The organism is Ruegeria sp. SATB045 (assembly GCF_059613525.1).
In genome coordinates, this window is the sequence record NZ_JBXWSR010000012.1 from 254,619 (window position 1) to 273,033 (window position 18,415).

The following is an 18,415-nucleotide window of genomic DNA, read 5'->3' on the forward strand; positions in this document are numbered from 1 at the left end:
AACACCTGAACTTCAGGTTATCAACAAAGGGAAATTAATATTCATAAGGGGAATATTTTCGGCTATCTATTTCCCCCGCATTCAAAAATCACGGAGAGCAACCCCGCAAAACCTCAGCAGCGGTTTATCAATCGCCGAATCGTGACTAACGCGTCTGCGGATATGAGATGATCGACAGGTAGCGGGCTGGCAGTTTGCGCAGCACCTCGGGTCCATGCGGTGCGTCCGCATCAAAGAACAACGTATCACCCGGCTCCAGCAGGTAAATTTGATCGCCGTGTCTGTAATCGACTTCGCCTTCAAGCATGTAGAGCATTTCAATCCCGTCATGCTGGAACGTCGGGAAAGTGTCGGACTCTTCCGTCAGCGTGATCAGATAGGGTTCGACCACAACACCACTGGCATTAGACCCCATATGACCCAAAAGGCTGTATTGATGGCCTGCGCGTGTCCCGGCTCTCTCTGTTTCAACGCCCTTTCCCGCTTTGGTGTGGGTTGCGTTTCGGGTTTCTTCATATCTGCGGAAAAATGCAGTGATCGGTGTGCTCAGAGCATTGGCCAGCGATTGTAGCGTCGTCAATGAAGGCGATGTGTAGCCGTTTTCGATTTTTGACAGCATACTGATGGATAACCCGGTCAGCCCCGACAATTCCGCAATTGTCACGCCCTGCTGCAACCTCAACGCGCGGATTTCACGACCGATCGCCGTTTCGAGGTTCTTTTCACCGGGGTCCCTGACCTTGTGGGGATCCTGAGAAAACTGAGGTTTGGACCTATCGTTTGATGCTTTCACCAACCTATCCTTAACGCCTTTCGCTTCGTCGTTATCGCCTGCAATTTTCTTGAAGGGAAACATATTTTCAAAACTACATTCCTGCGCAACCTCCGGTGATTTGTGTTGACCGGCGATCTGATCTCGGGCAGTGACGCATTTGATGGTTCCCTGGGGCATGCTCCAGCGGTGAAAAGGGAATACGGTGAGGTTTAAGTGCCAAGTCCGTAACTGCCCCCGCAACTGTAGGCGGTGAGCGAAGCCAATATCCCACTGACATGAATAATGTCGGGAAGGGTGGCCAAGCCTCGACCCGCAAGTCAGGAGACCTGCCATCGCAACCGAAACCAACCCGGGGCGGGGCGTCCTGGAAGGAGGCTTGATGGTACCTCGTACGCCTTTATGCGCGACCGCGTTTCAGTACGGCCCCAGCGGCCGTGGAACAGACGCTTGATGGCCGAGCCCACTGATCATTTTGTTCTGATCTGCGCGACCTGTCAGGGTTTGGAGGCAGCGCAGCACATTGCGGATGCCTTGTGCCCTGAATTGCCTGCGGGTTTCGCAGTGCGCACAGTAGACTGTATGGCTGGATGCGATCACCCGGTCACTGTCGGATTTCAGGCCCTAGGAAAAGCCCAATACCTGTTTGGTGATATCGGCACCGAGCAAGAGCTGAATGCTCTTGCCCAATTCGCCGCGCAATACCTGGGCAGCGCAACTGGTTGGACAAAGGCCACAGACAGGCCGGCGCCTCTGATAACCAAGACATTGGCGCGCATGCCGGCGTTGGCTGTTCGAGGAGCTCGATGATGACCAGACCCTTCCTGCAGGCGCGTGGTGTAGCCTACTATTCTTTTCACGGTGACGTTCTGTTGCAAGACATCTCGTTCGACCTTGAAGAGGGGTCGGTTCTGGCCATTGCCGGTCCGAATGGCGCTGGCAAAACCACTCTGCTGAACTTACTTTGTGGCGCTGAAGCTCTGTCCGAAGGCGACGTTCTGGTGCAAGAGCAGAGCTTGAAGACACTGTCAGCGACGGAGCGCGCCCGAAAAATTGCCGTCGTCAGTCAGCAGGAATATCCCGATGGGCGCTTGCATCTGCGTGACTATGTGGCACTTGGGCAAATTCCAATTCGCTCGGACCGCTCCTCTGAAGATCACGCAAACGACTTGACGCGAATTCTGGACCTGACCGGCCTTTTGGAGCTTGCCGACAAGCGCATGGCAGTGTTGTCGGGTGGCGAACGTCAGCGCGCCCATATCGCGCGTGCGCTGGCACAGAACCCTACTCTTCTGTTTTTGGACGAGCCGACGAACCATTTGGATCCCGACGCCAAAGGGCGGATGTTGTCGCTGGTCGCTGGACTGGGGATAACCGTCATAATGATTGTCCATGACATTGTCATGATCCCCGAATTCGCCACCCATGTTGCGTTGATGAAATCTACCCGGCTGACCGGGTTTGGCCCTGTTTCCGAGGTCCTGACGACTCAACATGTGCGCGACACGTTCGGCGTCGACTACTTGTTCTTTCAGCACGACGGTCGGATGATCCCCGCGCTGGACATACGAAAAACCACTGTTTCCCAACCCTCCAGGAGATTTCCAAAATGAAACATATCTTGTCCGTGGCTCTGGTTATGGCCATGGCGGGCGGTGTTGCTGCGCATGAAGTGACCGTAGACAATTGTGGTGAACCGTTGGTGTTTGAAACCCAACCCGAACGGTTGGTCGTACATGACATGAACATGACCGACATGGCCTTTGCGCTGGGTCTGCAAGACAAAATCGTCGGCCTCACGGGCATCACCGGCTGGTACAAAACCAGTCCTGAATTCGACACGCTACGTGGAGATATCCCCGAACTGGCACCGAAATATCCCTCGGTGGAAAATATTGTCGCGGTAGAACCCGATCTGTTCTTCGCCGGCTGGTACTATGGAATGCGTCCCGGTGGTGATGTAACGCCAGAAACACTTGCCCCGTTCGGGATCAAAACCATGATCCTGACTGAAAGCTGCGTTCATCTGCATAAAGACCGCCCCGAGGCCAGCATGGACCTTTTGTTTGACGACATTCTGCGGCTGGGCAAAGTCATGCATGTCGAAGACAAGGCCGAAGCACTTGTATCTGGTTGGAAGGATGAACTGACCGCAATCGAGGCAAAAACCGCAGACTTACCGAAACCTCGAGTGTTTCTGTTGGATGGCCCGGCGGACGCTCCGTTCACTGCTGGGAAATACGCAATCCCCAACGCAATGATAGCAGCGGCGGGTGGTCTCAATGTTACCCGTGATATGGACACAAGCTGGGGTCGCACGTCATGGGAAACCGTGGCAGCCGCGAACCCTGAATTTTTAGTGCTGTTGGATTATCAAACCGGAAACGGAGCGGCGGATACGTTCAGGTTTCTGCAAGAACACCCTGTTATGTCACAAACCGACGCGGTCAAAAACGAGCGCTGGATCGGTTTGCGGTACGAAGAATTGACCCCTGGGCCGGCAAACATTCAGGCCATCGCAAAATTGGCAGCAGCCATGCGCACGGGCCTGAACTGATTTGGGCCGTCTGGGGCTGACACTTTTGATCGGGGTGGTCATTCTGGCCGCCCTTCTTCTGGTTTCGACAATATACGGAACCACATCCATTCCTCTGTCCGATACGGTCTCAGCTATTATGCTCGGCGCTGGTTTGGTCGAGGGAGACATGTCACCCCTTCACCGTATCGTCTTCGACCTGCGCCTGCCCCGCGCGCTTTTTGCCGCCGTGATCGGCGCTGGCCTCGGAGTTGTTGGAGTTGTGCTGCAAACGACTACCCGAAACGATCTGGCCGACCCGTTCCTGTTCGGTCTTTCCTCTGGTGCGGCGGCGGGGGCGGTGTTCGTCATTACGGTGACTGGTGACATACTGGGGTTCTGGACTTTGCCGATAGCAGCATTTTGTGGGGGTCTCGTGGCCTCGGGCATTGTGCTGGCTCTTGTCCACGGGCTGCGAACCAGTGCACCGGAAAAGCTCATCCTGGCTGGGCTTGCCGTGTCGTTTCTGTTCTCGGCGTTGACTAATTACCTGATTTTCGCAGGTGACAACCGTGCTGCGCATTCTGTCATCTTCTGGATGCTGGGCGGATTGGGTCTGGCGCGTTGGGAAACCTTTCCGCTCGTCTGCGCGGGTTTGGTCCTGATTCTGGCCTACTCACTATATCGCAGCCGTTGGCTGGACGCCTTGTTGACCGGTGACATGACGGCGTCGACACTGGGTGTCCCGGTCCAGTCACTGCGGTTCAAGATGTTCTTTGTTGCCGCTTTGGCTACGGCTGTATTTGTCTCAGTTGCCGGGGTGATCGGGTTCGTCGGGCTGATGGTTCCGCATATCGCGCGCGGAATTGCCGGACCACTGCACACCCACTTAATCCCTGCGGCCGCGGTGGTCGGCGCTGTTCTGCTGACCGGGTCCGATATCCTCAGCAGGCTGCTGCTGGCCCCGCAAGAACTGCCGGTCGGCATAGTGACCACCTCGTTAGGGTCCGTTTTCGTGTTCATTTTGTTGCTGAGAACTGCAAACGCGAAACGGTAGATCACACGGAGCCTGTTCACTCATTCTTGGGCTGCAAACTGTGGTCACCTGTCAAATTCCGACATTCATTTAAAATATATCCTAGATCAACCTTAAGAGTGCCCAAAAAATGATCTAAATCAAAACCGGCTCGGTTCAAAAACGCTAAGCGGAAATTAGCAAACAAAAGAAACGACGAGAGCCAGGTCTAAAATGGACCAAGTGACGACCCGTCGCGCTTTCCTGCGCGCCCGATTTCAAGAAGAGGACGGCAAAATAGCCCGGCCTCCGGGATCGGTCGGCCAGGTCTTTTATGATCAGTGCACAAAATGCCGAGACTGCGTCGTGGCTTGCCCCGAAGGCGTTCTTTCAATCGCGGCAGATGGATTTCCCGCGTTCACTCCAACCGACAATCCCTGCACGTTTTGCGGCGCGTGCGCCGAAGCCTGCCCAACACCGGCGCTTGATATCAGCCGATTGGCCCTGTGGCCATGGCGCGCGTCGCTTGAAAAGCAAGCATGCCTATCCATGAACGGCGTCAGCTGTCGCATCTGTCAGGACAATTGCGAGCAGAACGCAATCCGATTTTCGCTCCAAACCCAAGGGCGCGCGGAACCCGCATTGAATGTTGAAGCGTGCAATGGATGCGGATTGTGCGAGGCGCTTTGTCCTGCTGACGCACTTATACTGAAGCATAACCCTCAACCTCAAATGGAAGCGATACAATGAACATCTGCGGTTGCCTTGCCCATGTCGCGCCGGACTATGCCGCCAATGCGGCGCAATCCATGGCCGCAACTCCGGGCGTCGAACTCCACGCTCAGACCGAAGACGGCCGTTTCGTCGTCGTTGTCGAAGATACCCCTGAACGCCTTGCGTCCGAGACCATCATGGATCTGCACCAGATCCCGGGGGTCGTGTCTCTGACGTTGACCTATCACCATTTCGAGGACCTCGCAGAGACCCGCCCGCGTCCCGATGCCCCAAGCCAAACCACCAGCCGGAGGCTCACGCTATGACACATTCTGAATCACGCCGGACATTCCTCAAGGCCACTGCGGCCACAGCCACAGCCTCGGCCGCCGGTATTCCGCTGGCCACAGGCGCAGCCGACGCTCAGGCGGCAACGCCGGATATCCGCTGGGACAAGGCCGCGTGCCGGTTCTGCGGAACGGGCTGCTCCGTTTTGGTTGGCACCAAGGAAGGCCGCGTTGTGGCCACGCAAGGCGACCCGGACGCGCCGGTGAACCGCGGCCTGAACTGTATCAAGGGCTATTTCCTGTCCAAGATCATGTATGGCAAAGACCGCCTGACCACTCCGTTGCTGCGTAAGACCAATGGCGAATACGACAAGAATGGCGAGTTCGAACCGGTCAGCTGGGACGAAGCCTTTGATGTCATGGCCGCCAAATGGAAAGAGGCGCTGGCCAAGAAAGGCCCGACCAGCGTGGGCATGTTCGGCTCGGGTCAGTGGACGGTCTGGGAAGGCTATGCCGCCGCCAAGCTGATGAAAGCGGGCTTCCGCTCCAACAACATAGACCCCAACGCGCGCCATTGTATGGCTTCGGCTGTTGTTGGGTTCATGCGGACCTTTGGCATAGATGAGCCGATGGGCTGCTATGACGATTTCGAGCACGCAGACACATTCGTTCTGTGGGGTTCCAATATGGCCGAAATGCACCCCATCCTGTGGTCGCGCCTGACAGACACGCGTCTGACCAAACCGGGCTGCGAAGTTCATGTCCTGTCAACATTTGAACATCGTTCTTTCGAATTGGCGGACAATGGCATCGTGTTCAACCCACAGACCGATCTGGCGATCCTGAACTACATCGCCAACTACATCATTCAGAATGGTGCGGTGAACGAAGACTTCGTCAAAAAGCACGTAAACATCACCAAGACGGCAACCGATATCGGTTACGGCCTGCGCGACGAAAACCAACTTCAGCAAGACGCGGAAAACCCGAACTCGGGCAAAATGGAACCCATCAGCTTCGAAGAATATGCCAAAGCTGTTGAGCCATACACTTTGGAATATGTATCTGAACTCTCGGGTGTTCCCGCTGACAAGCTTGAGAAACTTGCGAAGCAATATGCAGATCCAAACCGAAAAGTCATGAGCCTTTGGACCATGGGTTTCAACCAGCATACGCGCGGTTCGTGGGTGAACTCGCTGATGTACAACGTCCACCTTTTAGTTGGCAAGATTTCGGAACCCGGCAACTCGCCCTTCTCGCTCACCGGCCAACCATCTGCCTGCGGCACCGCCCGAGAGGTTGGCACATTTGCCCACCGCCTGCCCGCGGACATGGTTGTCGCGAATGACGAGCACCGCGAGATTTGTGAAACCGCATGGAAAATTCCCGAAGGTACAATCCCGCCAAAACCGGGCTTCCACGCTGTTTTGCAACACCGAATGCTGAAAGACGGGGTGCTGAACGCGTATTGGGTTCAATGCAACAACAACATGCAAGCCGCCCCGAATATCAATGAGGAAGGGTACCCCGGTTATCGCAATCCTGAAAACTTCATCACAGTTTCAGACCCTTATCCAACCGTCACCGCAGTTTCAGCTGACCTGATCCTGCCAACGGCTATGTGGGTCGAGAAAGAAGGCGCATATGGCAACGCCGAACGCCGCACTCAGTTCTGGCATCAACAGGTTAAAGCGCCGGGCGAGGCTAAGTCCGACCTTTGGCAGCTGATGGAATTCTCGAAACGCTTCACCGTAGAAGAAGTTTGGGGCGAAGAGCTGCTGGCCAAGATGCCAGAGCATCGCGGCAAGACGATGTTCGAGGTTCTGTTCCAGAACGGGAATGTTGACAAATACCCGATTTCTGAAACCGCCGAAGGTTTCGACAATGACGAAGCAGAGCATTTTGGGTTCTACGTGCAGAAAGGATTGTTCGAAGAATACGCCGAATTCGGGCGCGGTCATGGGCACGATCTGGCACCGTTCGAAATGTACCATCAGGCACGCGGTATGCGTTGGCCGGTCGTGGACGGCAAAGAAACGCTTTATCGTTTCCGCGAAGGCTATGACCCCTATGTACCCGAAGGGGCCGACGTGAAATTCTATGGTCACAAGGACGGCAAGGCCAAAATTATCTTCGCGCCTTACGAACCTGCTGCTGAAGAGCCGGACAATGAATACGATTTGTGGCTTTGCACCGGCCGGGTCCTGGAACACTGGCATTCGGGTTCGATGACCCGTCGGGTTCCGGAATTGCACCGCGCCTTCCCGTCAGCCGTTGTTTTCATGCACCCAGACGACGCCCGGGATCGCGGTCTGCGGCGCGGTCAGGAAATTGTTTTGTCCACTCGCAGGGGCGAGGTGACCAGCCGGGTCGAAACCCGCGGGCGCAACAAGGTGCCACGTGGGCTGGTCTTCATGCCTTGGTTTGACGAGCACCAGTTGACCAACAAGCTGACGCTGGATGCAACCTGCCCGCTGTCGAAGGAAACCGACTACAAGAAATGCGCCTGTAAAGTCGAGCGCGCGTAAGAGACTGGCAAGGCAAAGGTAAGTCTCATGTCTGGTGTTGGCTCTCCCCTCTCGCCGCAGCGGCGCCGGTTCCTTCAGGACTCGGCGCGCGCCGCAGGCGGCTGCGTGGCGGCCGGGTCCATGTTGGCCTGGCTGGCACGCGACGCGCGGGCGTTACCAGCCGAGGCATTGCGTCCCCCCGGAGCCTTGCCGGAACAAAACTTCCTGTCCGCCTGTATCCGTTGTGGCCTGTGCGTGCGGGATTGCCCCTATGACACGCTGAAACTTGCCGAGCTTGGCGTCGATGCCGTCGCCACCGGCACACCCTATTTCACCGCTCGTGACGTGCCCTGCGAGATGTGTGACGACATTCCCTGTGTCGCCGCCTGCCCCACTGGGGCGCTGGACCCCTCGCTGGACAACATCGACGACGCCGACATGGGGGTGGCCGTTCTGGTCGATCAGGAAAACTGCTTGAACTTCCTGGGGCTGAGGTGCGACGTCTGCTACCGCGTCTGCCCCGTGATTGACGAGGCAATCACGCTTGAGACCGCGCACAACACCCGTTCGGGTCACCACGCGCTGTTCCTCCCTACCGTACACGGCGACCGCTGCACCGGTTGTGGAATGTGCGAGAAAAGCTGCGTTCTACCGGAAGCCGCGATCAAGGTTCTGCCTACCCGGCTGGCACGCGGTAGCAGTGCCGACCACTATCGCAAAGGCTGGGAAGAAAAAGCCGCCAAAGGCGCGCCTGTGGTCGAAGGTATCATCGACCTGCCCGACCGCCTGCCCGGACCGGGTACCGATAATCTGGTCACGCCGGGCGGCTTTGCGCCGGAGTACAATTTGCCGGGGGCCGGACAATGAGCACCCGCACCCATATGCCTGTCGGACAGGAAGCCATCGAAGTCAAAGGCTGGATCGGCGCGCACAAATACCTGCTGCTGCGCCGTGCCTCTCAACTGTTCTTTCTGGTTCTGTTTCTGCTGGGCCCGTGGTTTGGCATCTGGATCGTTCAGGGAACGCTGGCCGGGTCGCTGACCCTTGGCGTGCTGCCGCTGACCGACCCTCTTGTGCTACTGCAAAGCGTGGTTGCCGGGCACTGGCCCGAGCTTACCGCCCTGATCGGAGGCCTGATAGTTCTGGTCGTCTACGCGCTGATCGGCGGGCGCGTCTATTGTTCCTGGGTCTGCCCGATCAACCCCGTAACCGATGCCGCCCATTGGCTGCACCGCAAGCTGGATCTGCCCAAAGGCTGGCAACCCAAACGCGGTACCCGGCTGTGGATCCTAGCTACGGTGCTGATCGTCTCGGGTCTGACCGGCGTCATCGCATGGGAGCTGATCAACCCGATCACCATGCTGCATCGCGGGCTGATTTTCGGCGCGGGCTTTGTCTGGGCGATGATCGTTGCAATCTTCTTCTTCGACCTGTTCGTGTCACGCCACGGATGGTGCGGGCACCTGTGCCCGGTCGGAGCATTCTATGGCCTGATCGGCAGCAAAGCGATGTTGCGTGTCAACGCGCCCAATCGCGCAGTCTGTGACGACTGCATGGATTGCTTTGCCGTTTGCCCGGAAAACCACGTCATCTCACCCGCGTTACGCGGCAAAACCGGCACCACACCGCTGATCCTGTCGCCCGACTGCACGAATTGCGGCCGCTGTATCGATGTCTGCGCGGTCGATGTCTTCAAGTTTACTCACCGGTTCGACGACCAGGTCGCCGCGCCTTTCGATCCCGTTCCCGCGCCCGAGAGGCGCGCAGCCAGACCTACCTAAGGGAGTGCCAAGATGAACAAGCCAATCCTGACCGGCGTCACCGCCCTGATCCCCGTTTTACTTCTGAGTGGGTTCGCCCTTGCCCAATCCGCGCAAGTCGAAGCCCTGCGCGGTGCCGAGGTTGATGAACCCGTTCCACTCGATCAGGTCCACCGCACTATCGAAGGGCGTATGCAGAGGAATTACCGACAGCAACCTCCGCTGATCCCGCATTCAATCGACCAGTACCAGATTGATCTGCGGACCAACCAATGCCTGTCCTGCCACGACTGGACAAAGGCCGGTGAGCGCAACGCACCCACTTTATCGATGACGCACTACCTGGATCGCGAAGGACGTGAACTGGATCAAATCGCCGGTACTCGGTACTTCTGCAATCAGTGTCATGTTCCGCAGGCAGACACGCCCGCGCTCGTCGACAATGTTTTTGAACCTTCTTCCGGAAACTGATCCAACGCTTGATTGAAAGGAGCACCGACATGGCAGACTCCCCCGAAAAACGCGGCTGGATTGGCCGCATCTGGAACGCGATCTGGACACCGGCCGTCATGTTCAGCTCGGGTTTTCTGGTGCTGGCAGGTTTTCTGGCTGGCATCCTGTTCTGGGGCGGGTTCCACTGGACCCTGGAACTGACCAACACCGAGGAATTCTGCACCTCGTGTCACACGATGGAGACCAATCTGGGCGAATACCGCGAAACGGTTCACTACAACAACCACTCGGGCGTCCGGGCGATTTGTTCGGATTGTCACGTTCCCCATGAATGGAACCACAAAATCAAGGCCAAGATCATGGCTGTCAAAGACGTTTATCACGAGTTGGCTGGCACAATCAGTACGCCTGAAAAATACGAAGACCATCGTCTGAGTATGGCCTCGGCCGTGTGGAAAAAGATGAAGGCATCGGACAGTCGCGAATGCCGCAACTGCCATAACTTCGACTACATGGACTTCACTATTCAGGAAACCCGCGCCGCGTCCGAACACCAAAGGGCGATCGACAACAACATGACATGCATCGACTGCCATCAGGGCATCGCACACAGCCTGCCACCCGGATATCTGGAACAATACCAAGAGGTGACGGAAACTCTGGCGAGCAAAGCGTCTGGAACGCTGCAAGATCAGGTTGCTGATGGCAGCGCAGAAATCCGGTCATTCCTGACCAAGCAGGCCGACTGAGAAAGGGCACGATATGCTTGAACTTCTGGGAACAATCGGCGCCAACATTATCAGCCTGCCGGGCATCTTAGGCCTTGCGCTGGGTATGATGACCCGCAACCTGATGCTAGGCGCGGTTATGGGCGGTGTCGTCGGTGTGCTTGAAACGCTTATCTTCGCACACTGGTCCTTTGCCAATATCCAGACCATCGAATTGGTTATCGCAGTCGTCGTCGGCTTCTGTGCCGGAGCACTTGGATCGGCGATTCGCATCAAAGGTGCGACTGTCTAACCATACGGTATCGGCGCCGCGAACCACCGCGTCGCCTATGCGCTTCCCGTTGCGCGCCTGAACGCTCAACTTGATCCAAAACCGTTTCCGCCGCATGATCCTGCAATGGGTTTTGAAGTCGGAACATGGCTGCAAGAACTTGGGATGGGTCAGTACACCGATGCGTTTCGGCAAAACGACGTCGACGCGCGTGCGCTGCCTCTGCTTACGAATGACGACCTCAAGGAAATAGGGGTGTCATTGGGCCACAGGAAAATCCTGCTGGCTGCCATTCAGGAATTCGATCAACAACACCATGCCGATTCTTCGGCTACTTCTTTGCTTCCGGATCAAGCGGTCAAAAACGATGAGGCCGAACGCCGGCATCTGACGGTGTTCTTCGCTGATCTTGTCGGCTCGACAGAACTGACGAACCAATTAGACCCCGAAGACATGCGCCTGCTGTTACAAACCTATCAGGACGCAGTTGCAGGTGCGGTATCACGCTATGGTGGTTTCGTCGCCAAGTATCTTGGCGATGGATTGCTGGTCTTTTTTGGTTGGCCGCGTGCATTCGAAGACCACGCCTTGCGCGCGGTTAAGGCCGGTTTAGAGGCTATCTCCCGGGTTCAAAAGCTCCGGACACCTTCCGGTCAACCGCTGGCCGCACGCATAGGAATCGCAAGTGGCGATGTAGTCGTTGGCGATACAATCGGCGAAAACACACATGAAGAAGGCGCGATGACGGGTCCAATCCTCAACCTTGCTGCTCGGTTGCAGGAAAAAGCCCCGCCGAACACGGTTGTTCTGACCCAAGAGGATTCACAAGCGATGCTGCATCGTATTTTCGAATTCTCGTCGCTTGGGCGCGTCGACCTTAAGGGATTTGAAGACCCCCGAGAGCTCTTGCAGGTGGTTAGTGAAAGGCAGGCTGAAAGCCGGTTTAAAGCAGCGCATCGTGATGACGGATCAAACCAGCTTGTTGGGCGTAGTTCGGAAAAGGGTATCCTGCAACAAACCTGGCTTCGCGCCCGTGCAGGACAGGGTGAAGTCATTCTGCTGACCGGAGAAGCGGGCATAGGTAAATCACGCCTGACAGAAGAATTTCTGAACGACGTTACGAATGCAGGTCAGGCTGATATCATCAGACTGAATTGCTCGCCATATCTAACCAGTAGTCCGTTCCATCCTGTAACCGAGCGAATATCGCAGGATGCAGGAGTGGAGCCAGGCTTCGACGATGACCAGGTGTTGCGCCACGTCCGGGCCATGCTCGAAGCGCGGCAAGGCATCGACTTGGATCAGGTTCTTCCCGTTTTTGCAGCCTTGGTCGCCCCCGCAAGCGCATTGGCTCGGGATATTCTGGACCTGTCTCCGCAGGAACAGCGCGACATAACCGTGCAAACGTTGATAAAAACGGTGCAGGCGCGATCGCAGGTTAAACCGGTCGTTCTGTGCGTCGAGGATGCGCATTGGATCGACCCGTCGACGAACGCCTTGCTTGATCGGTTCCGGGCGATCTGCGCAGATTTGCCGCTGATGATCCTGATCACGCACCGCCCTGGCTGGGAACTACAGCGCGACGCCGGTGATGCGCACGTCCAGACCTTGCACCTGCGTCGTTTCAACTTTGAACAGGTTGAAAACCTGATCCAAAACATATCGGGCCAGTCACCAGACGCGTCTCTGGTTCGCCTGATCATGGAAAAAACCGACGGCGTGCCTCTATTCGTCGAAGAACTTACCAGCGCATATATGGAAGCCGGAGAGGAAAATCTGGCCGTTCCGTCTTCGTTGAAGGGCGCATTGATGGCCAGGCTCGACGCCGTGTCGCCAGAGGCAAAGCAAATGGCGTTGACAGGCGCGGTCATCGGTCGCGAGTTTGCGCTGGACCTTCTGGCGGAGGCAATTGATCTGGAAAGACCGGACCTGCAGTCGGGGCTGGCAGAACTGGTGGAAACGGGACTGGTGTTCGAAAGCGGACACAGCGGCAGCCAATTTGTTTTCCGGCATGCCCTGATCCGCGATACCGCATACCAATCCATGCTGTCTGCGACCCGAAGAGCCCAACACGCAAACGTAGCCAAGGCCCTTACACGTCTGCGATCAGCCGAGATTGCGCGCCGACCTGAATTGGTCGCAAGGCATTTGACCGAAGCGGAAGACTGGCCGGTTGCGTTCACGCAATGGAAATTGGCAACAGAAATGGCCCTTGCCCGGTCTGCCAGTCAAGAAGCAATGGCCAACGCAACCGAGGCACTTCATGCTGCAGAGAACCTTGGAACGCAAAACAGCGCCGAAACAATCACGGCGATGGTTCTGGTTGGGCGCAGCTACGACAGCCTTGGGGATCTGCCTCAAGGGATTGCCAAGCTCAAACAAGCCTCCGACGCGGCCCGAACACTGGGACATGCCGAACTGTCCGCAGACATCGCGCAGCACTTCGCGGATTCGTGCATGATGTCCAGCCAACGTCACAATGAGGCGATCTCATTGTGTCTTGAGGCACTGAATGGTCTGCCCGAAGACGACGAAAGACGCCAGTGCCAGTTGATGAGCCAACTCGCTCGGGCCTATATGTTTATCGGTCAGTTTAGTGAAGGGGCGGAGTACGGCCACCGCGCCATGAAACTGGCGGCAAATCTCGGTGACTACAAATCGCAGTTCTCAGTCATGATGATGCGTTTTGGTGCCCCGTTTGTGGCTCGGCAGGATGAAGAGGCGCGAAATTGGCGGCAAAACCTGCAAGCCATGCACGACGTCGCCGAAAAACTGGGCACGATTGACCAAGGGCGCGACCGGACCCTCAGCCTGTTTGTTGGGGCCGAGATGGCTGACAGGGTTATGCTTGACCGCTCGCTCAAGCTGCTGACAGAGGTCTCGCAAAAGGACAATCACCTGCAGCTTTACTGGGTTCAAATCCACGCGCGCGCGATGGTTGCCATCATGGAAGGCGCTTGGCAACAAGCCGAAGCATTCGCGACTGAGGCTGTAAAGATCGGCCGAAAAACCCACGGTAAACACATCGAAGGTGTTTTCGGTGTGCAGATGTTCACGATCCGACGCGAACAGAACCGGCTTCACGAGGTCGCTCCGGTGATCAAGAAACTGATGGAGGAAGACCCCGACGACATCACTTGGAAACCTGGCTTTGGTCTTATCGCCGCCGAGTTGGGCTATTCCGACCCGGCCGAACGGATTCTCAACGAATTGGCGGCAAACCGGTTCGACCTACCGGCAGATGCCATGTATTCAACTACGCTGTCATATCTTGCGGATATTTGTGTCGCGGTTGGCAGGCAAGACCATGCGCAAACGCTATTTGACCTGCTTTTGCCCTACGAGGACCTGACGATCACTGCTGGTGCCACCACCGTTTGCACCGGGGCGGCCGCACGCCGGCTAGGCAATCTGGCAACCTTGCTGGGCGATCGCGACATCGCGGAACATATGCTGACCAAAGCAATCGAGATCGACACAAATATGGCCAGCCCACCTTGGATCGCGCACAGCAAGGCTTCATACGCGTCTGCTTTGCGAAAATTCGGGCATAAGCAGAACCTCGAACATGCGTTTCACCTAGAGGCCGAAGCGTTGGCAATCGCACAGAATTTGGGTATGATTTCCCTTATGTCTAAGCTTGAAGGAACGGTCACTTAGTTCATAACCGCATGCCCTGGGGGTGCATATGCCAAGATATATTATAGAACGCCATTTCGCCGAACAGCTGAATATCACGGACGACGGCAAAGCGCACATCAAGGAAATCAACGATGAGGAGGGGGTCGAATGGATCTTCTCGTTCCTTAGTGCCGATAAACGCAAAACCTATTGTCTTTACGAAGCGCCTGACGAGGAAAGTCTGAGAAAAGCAGCCGCGCGCCTGAATATTCCGGCAGATGTTATAACTCCGGTAGATCGGATAGATCCGGGAGTTTTCGCGTAAGACGCAATAATTGAAACTCCAATTTCTATCAGAGGCAAGTGGCAAGAGACCTTCCATTATTAAGGAAGGCATCGATTATGTTCGACGTAAAAACTCTGCATGGGACTTCGGCCCAAGTTGACCAGTCTTCACTGGATGATCTTAGTGCGGCTTTACGCGGTGGCGTGTATTGCGAAGGTACTGCGGAATACGACGCAGCACGCACAACCTGGAACAGTATCGTGGATCGCCATCCTGGATTCGTCATTCAGGCTTTGGGTGCAAGCGACGTACAAAAGGCAGTGAATTTTGTAAGGGACGCTGGTCTGGTCATGTCAGTTCGATCGGGCGGACATCAGATCGCCGGTCACGCTGTTGCTGACGATGCGGTTATGCTGGACTTGTCCCAGATGCGATCGGTCCACGTAGACCCGATGGCCAGAACCGCTCGAGTCGCACCTGGCGCCTTGCTGGGCGACGTTGACCGCGAGACGCAGGCCCACGGCTTGGCCGTTCCGCTCGGGATCAACTCAACAACCGGTACAGCCGGATTGACCCTGGGTGGAGGTTTCGGCTGGACCACACGCAAGTTTGGCATGACTATCGACAACCTTCTTTCAGCCGAGGTGGTCACAGCGGAAGGTATGATCGTCACTGCATCACCGTCCAGCCACCCCGATCTATTTTGGGCAATCCGTGGTGGCGGGGGGAATTTCGGCGTCGTCACCTCGTTTGAATTCCAACTGCATCCTCTCGGTCCTCAGGTCCTATCCGGACTGATTGTTCACCCCATCGAAGCCGCGCCAGGCTTGTTGGCCGAGTATGTGCAAATAGCGGATTCTGCACCCGATGAATTGACAGTCTGGAGCGTGATGCGCAAAGCGCCCCCTTTGCCCTTCCTGCCCGAAGAATGGCACGGGCGGGAAGTTCTGATCTTTGCCGCCTGCTATGCCGGCCCCATGGGAGATGGCGAGGACGCCATGAAGGAACTACGCGGGTTGGGCTCTCCGATTGTGGATGTCATTTCGCCCCACGCCTTTGTGGACTGGCAGGCGGCGTTTGACCCGCTTTTGACACCGGGTGCACGGAACTACTGGAAAAGTCACGATTTCAGCACGTTGTCATCAGATGCGATAACGGGGTTGCTGAATGGTATCTCCAACTTGCCCGACCCGGCATGCGAGGTGTTTATTGCGCATGTGGGCGGTGCCATGGCCCGCGTGTCTTCCGACGCCACCGCATATCCGGAACGGTCCGCGCATTTCATCATGAACGTCCATACCCGGTGGGAGGACCCGCAAAAAGACGACGAATGCATTGCATGGGCACGCGCGCTCTATGATCGTATGACGCCCCATGCCACCGGCAGCGCCTATGTCAATTTCATGCCCGAAGATGAGGCCGATCACATGGCCGGTGCCTACGGTGAAAACGGGATGAGGCTGGCCAAAGTCAAGGCGCAGTATGATCCGGAAAATCTGTTCCGGCTTAACCACAATATTCTGCCCGCCTGACGCGTGGCGCTATACGTGAAAAGACGATCGGGCCAACCAGGTGCTGAGGTCTTTCTCTGCTGCTACGATGGCTTCGTTGTTCAGAATCTGAGACGTCATTGCTTTTGATACGGCGCGTACACGTTTGTTGATCGCGACATCGCCGGTATCAATCAGCAAATCGTTCACATCCAGTTTTTCGTATATCGAAAGCAGTCGGTTTTGTATCGTCCGCAGCGCCAGTTTACGACGGGCAGCAATCGCCTTATCCGGCAAGCCAAGCGCAAGATCGGTCAGAATGGCTAGTTCAACCTCGGTCAGGGCTTCACCGGACCGGCTCTGATCCCTTTGAATCTGATGGATCTCGCGATCCACCATGATCTGGGCTTCAAGCAACACCGCGCGCAGAGCCAGATGCATCCGGGATGGGCTGGCCGTCTTTAGGACATAACCATAAGCCGCCTCTTTCGGCACAATCCGGGCAATGCCACGCAGGTAAGCCTCATCCGAATAGTTCGACCAGAATAGAATACGCGTGTCAGGTCGTTCTGACCAAATGGTGCGCGCGGCCTCGATACCATTGCGCTCTTTCATGCGCAGGTCCATGACAATAGCTTCAACGGCGTCCTGACGGGCCTGAATTTCTCCGTCCCGGCCATTTGTCGCCAGACTCACCTCTGACGCCTCGGGCAAAGCTTCTTGAACCAATTCCTTCAAGTAATTGGCATGCATCGCGTCGTCTTCGACCAACAGAACTCTCATGCACTCACCTTTCTGTTGGGGCATTCGGACACCGGAAGACAAACGCTGATTTCAGTGCCTTCAGAACACCGTATGTCAAACTGCACGGCGATCAATCTGGCGCGTGTGCGCATATGGGTCAGACCTCCAGACGCCTTTTTTGTCTCGAGTGCGGAGGCGCTTGCGCCATTGTCCCTGATCCGCAAGTGAAGCCCTTCGCGACATTCGATCTCGACCAAGATCGAAGAAGCATCCGCATGACGTACAGCATTGTTGATGGCTTCTTGTGCAATCCGAAACAAAGCGATCCGCTTGGTTTGTGGCAGGTCATCTATAAGACCATCAGAAAAATCACGCACGTCGATCTCGATGTCCTGATCGGCGCCTACCGCGCGCTCTAAATGAGTCCGGACAGCGTGTTGAAAGCCAAACAGTTCCAACAACGATGGAATAGACGTGTCGATTATTTCTCGCAGACCCTGGATGCAGATCTGCAAATTGCCGCGTAGCGCTTCGATGTCTTTAACTGTCTTACAGCGCTCCAACTCACGACTGATACGGGTCATGTCGGCCAAAGTCTGATCATGCAAGTCCATGCCGATCCGTTGGCGCTCCAGTTCCAACGCGTCTGTCAGGCTAAGTGCACCTAGACGCAACCCTTCCTCACGGGCTTGTAGTTCCGCACGCATGATCGCTTCGCGCCGCGTTTGTTCATTTGCACGCAAGGCATAGAAATATGGGGCAAGGATATCTGCGATATTGCGGACTTGTTCCAAGGCCTGTTCATCGTAGAAATCCGGCTTTCGGGAAGAACAGTTCAGTGCCCCGATCGTACGGCCAAGCACCTTCATCGCAACATTCACACGGCTGCGCATTTCATGCCTGATGATGGGTCCGCAATCTGCGCCTTCGAAGACGTATCGCGGGTCCTCTAAGGCATTTCCAGTGAGTAGACTGTCACATTCGCCGCGCAATATATCGCGTACCGGAGATACCTCTACAGGAGCCCGCGTACGGCTCCAACTCGTGCGAAGACCTACTTCGTAGCTTGTGTTCCGGTATCCTTTGTCGTCGATGAGACAAACATCCAAATGATCGACCTGCAGAATGCGGTCAATCTCGGACTTGACCGAGCGCAGCGCGGATTTGATGTCCAGGTTTCCCGCCAGGTGGTTGGAAATTCTAAGGTAGTAGGCAAGATCAGCCATCGACGCACTTTCGGTAAATTGGCCAG

At 56.1% G+C, this 18,415-nt stretch carries 18 protein-coding genes and 1 riboswitch; of the genes, 15 read left to right on the top strand and 3 right to left on the bottom strand.

The window, feature by feature from the left end; translation table 11 throughout:
- Positions 1 to 145 precede the first annotated feature (145 nt).
- Positions 146 to 793: a helix-turn-helix domain-containing protein gene (locus AC2FNR_RS03105; RefSeq protein ID WP_331251812.1), complete on the bottom strand. Its 648-nt coding sequence runs from the start codon at positions 791 to 793 to the stop codon at positions 146 to 148.
- Between the two features lie 126 nt (positions 794 to 919).
- A riboswitch (cobalamin riboswitch) is annotated at positions 920 to 1,123 on the top strand.
- 102 nt (positions 1,124 to 1,225) lie between these two features.
- Here AC2FNR_RS03105 and AC2FNR_RS03110 point away from each other — a divergent pair.
- The 15 genes from AC2FNR_RS03110 to AC2FNR_RS03180 all read left to right on the top strand — a co-directional run bounded on the left by AC2FNR_RS03110 (position 1,226) and on the right by AC2FNR_RS03180 (position 16,461).
- On the top strand, positions 1,226 to 1,582 hold the full coding sequence (locus AC2FNR_RS03110) for a DUF1636 family protein (RefSeq protein ID WP_170754165.1): 357 nt from the start codon (positions 1,226 to 1,228) through the stop codon (positions 1,580 to 1,582).
- Positions 1,582 to 2,385 carry an ABC transporter ATP-binding protein gene (locus AC2FNR_RS03115; RefSeq protein ID WP_234899475.1) on the top strand — a complete coding sequence of 268 codons (804 nt, stop codon included), beginning with the start codon at positions 1,582 to 1,584 and terminating at the stop codon, positions 2,383 to 2,385. Before AC2FNR_RS03110 ends, AC2FNR_RS03115 begins: the two co-directional genes overlap by 1 nt.
- On the top strand, positions 2,382 to 3,329 hold the full coding sequence (locus tag AC2FNR_RS03120) for an ABC transporter substrate-binding protein (RefSeq protein WP_170754170.1): 948 nt from the start codon (positions 2,382 to 2,384) through the stop codon (positions 3,327 to 3,329). Before AC2FNR_RS03115 ends, AC2FNR_RS03120 begins: the two co-directional genes overlap by 4 nt.
- Position 3,330: 1 nt before the next feature.
- Complete coding sequence (locus tag AC2FNR_RS03125) at positions 3,331 to 4,344, top strand: FecCD family ABC transporter permease (protein WP_170754172.1); 1,014 nt, start codon at positions 3,331 to 3,333, stop codon at positions 4,342 to 4,344.
- A gap of 192 nt (positions 4,345 to 4,536) precedes the next feature.
- Positions 4,537 to 5,052: a ferredoxin-type protein NapF gene (gene napF / locus AC2FNR_RS03130; protein WP_496847954.1), complete on the top strand. Its 516-nt coding sequence runs from the start codon at positions 4,537 to 4,539 to the stop codon at positions 5,050 to 5,052.
- A complete protein-coding gene (locus AC2FNR_RS03135; RefSeq protein WP_170355149.1) occupies positions 5,049 to 5,342 on the top strand; it encodes a chaperone NapD in 294 nt (97 codons plus the stop codon). Before napF ends, AC2FNR_RS03135 begins: the two co-directional genes overlap by 4 nt.
- Positions 5,339 to 7,831, top strand: a complete 2,493-nt coding sequence (gene napA, locus AC2FNR_RS03140; RefSeq protein ID WP_496847955.1) for a nitrate reductase catalytic subunit NapA — start codon at positions 5,339 to 5,341, stop codon at positions 7,829 to 7,831. Before AC2FNR_RS03135 ends, napA begins: the two co-directional genes overlap by 4 nt.
- 27 nt (positions 7,832 to 7,858) lie before the next feature.
- On the top strand, positions 7,859 to 8,677 hold the full coding sequence (gene napG / locus AC2FNR_RS03145; protein WP_170754176.1) for a ferredoxin-type protein NapG: 819 nt from the start codon (positions 7,859 to 7,861) through the stop codon (positions 8,675 to 8,677).
- Complete coding sequence (gene napH / locus AC2FNR_RS03150) at positions 8,674 to 9,591, top strand: quinol dehydrogenase ferredoxin subunit NapH (RefSeq protein WP_496847956.1); 918 nt, start codon at positions 8,674 to 8,676, stop codon at positions 9,589 to 9,591. Before napG ends, napH begins: the two co-directional genes overlap by 4 nt.
- Before the next feature lie 12 nt (positions 9,592 to 9,603).
- Positions 9,604 to 10,041 carry a nitrate reductase cytochrome c-type subunit gene (locus tag AC2FNR_RS03155; protein WP_496847957.1) on the top strand — a complete coding sequence of 146 codons (438 nt, stop codon included), beginning with the start codon at positions 9,604 to 9,606 and terminating at the stop codon, positions 10,039 to 10,041.
- A 29-nt stretch (positions 10,042 to 10,070) separates the two neighbouring features.
- A complete protein-coding gene (locus tag AC2FNR_RS03160; protein ID WP_209196289.1) occupies positions 10,071 to 10,772 on the top strand; it encodes a NapC/NirT family cytochrome c in 702 nt (233 codons plus the stop codon).
- 13 nt (positions 10,773 to 10,785) lie between these two features.
- Positions 10,786 to 11,043, top strand: coding sequence for a hypothetical protein (locus tag AC2FNR_RS03165; RefSeq protein WP_170355155.1), 258 nt, complete (start codon positions 10,786 to 10,788; stop codon positions 11,041 to 11,043).
- A 105-nt stretch (positions 11,044 to 11,148) separates the two neighbouring features.
- Positions 11,149 to 14,682, top strand: a complete 3,534-nt coding sequence (locus AC2FNR_RS03170; protein ID WP_496847958.1) for an AAA family ATPase — start codon at positions 11,149 to 11,151, stop codon at positions 14,680 to 14,682.
- Between the two features lie 28 nt (positions 14,683 to 14,710).
- Positions 14,711 to 14,968, top strand: a complete 258-nt coding sequence (locus AC2FNR_RS03175; protein ID WP_170355157.1) for a DUF4242 domain-containing protein — start codon at positions 14,711 to 14,713, stop codon at positions 14,966 to 14,968.
- A 77-nt stretch (positions 14,969 to 15,045) separates the two neighbouring features.
- A complete protein-coding gene (locus AC2FNR_RS03180; RefSeq protein ID WP_496847959.1) occupies positions 15,046 to 16,461 on the top strand; it encodes an FAD-binding oxidoreductase in 1,416 nt (471 codons plus the stop codon).
- A 9-nt stretch (positions 16,462 to 16,470) separates the two neighbouring features.
- Here the strand turns inward: AC2FNR_RS03180 and AC2FNR_RS03185 are convergent, their stop codons facing one another.
- The gene (locus AC2FNR_RS03185) at positions 16,471 to 17,202 is read right to left on the bottom strand and encodes a response regulator transcription factor (protein ID WP_496847960.1); all 732 of its coding nucleotides are present in this window, start codon (positions 17,200 to 17,202) and stop codon (positions 16,471 to 16,473) included.
- The gene (locus tag AC2FNR_RS03190) at positions 17,199 to 18,389 is read right to left on the bottom strand and encodes a GAF domain-containing sensor histidine kinase (RefSeq protein ID WP_496847961.1); all 1,191 of its coding nucleotides are present in this window, start codon (positions 18,387 to 18,389) and stop codon (positions 17,199 to 17,201) included. The genes AC2FNR_RS03185 and AC2FNR_RS03190 overlap by 4 nt, the downstream gene beginning before the upstream one ends.
- Between the last annotated feature and the right edge of the window lie 26 nt (positions 18,390 to 18,415).